The sequence below is a fragment of the Olleya sp. Ti.3.14 genome, assembly GCF_038154885.1.
Taxonomy (GTDB): domain Bacteria; phylum Bacteroidota; class Bacteroidia; order Flavobacteriales; family Flavobacteriaceae; genus Olleya.
In genome coordinates this window covers 1-381 of record NZ_JBAKAO010000037.1, presented here as the reverse complement: position 1 = coordinate 381, position 381 = coordinate 1, and the positions used below count along the sequence as shown (strand labels likewise).

The 381-nt window shown below is 38.8% G+C and carries 1 protein-coding gene; it reads left to right on the top strand.

Features of this window, described 5'->3' with window-relative positions:
• The coding region (locus tag V6251_RS15175) for an Ig-like domain-containing protein (protein ID WP_341589004.1) at nucleotides 1-381 on the top strand (381 nt) is incomplete at both ends.

Genomic DNA, 381 nt, shown 5'->3' with positions numbered 1-381 from the left:
AATATACTATTTGTGATAACGCTTCGCCTGCGCTTTGTGACACTGCAACTGTAACTGTTACTGTGCAACCAGATGGAACGCCTAACACAACTAATGCGAATGACGATGCTTACAATACAACACCAACAACACCTTTAACTGGTAATGTTTTAGAAAATGATAATGATATCGAAGGTAACACGCAAACAGTAACTACAACTACAGTTACTACTGCTCAAGGTGTAACGGTAACTATCGATGCTAATACTGGTGTCTTTACTTATACACCTAATGCTGGTTATGTAGGAACGGATTCTTTTGTATACACTATCTGTGATAACGGAACGCCTCAAGCTTGTGATCAAGCTACTGTGTATCTTACTGTTGGTGGTATTGCTAATA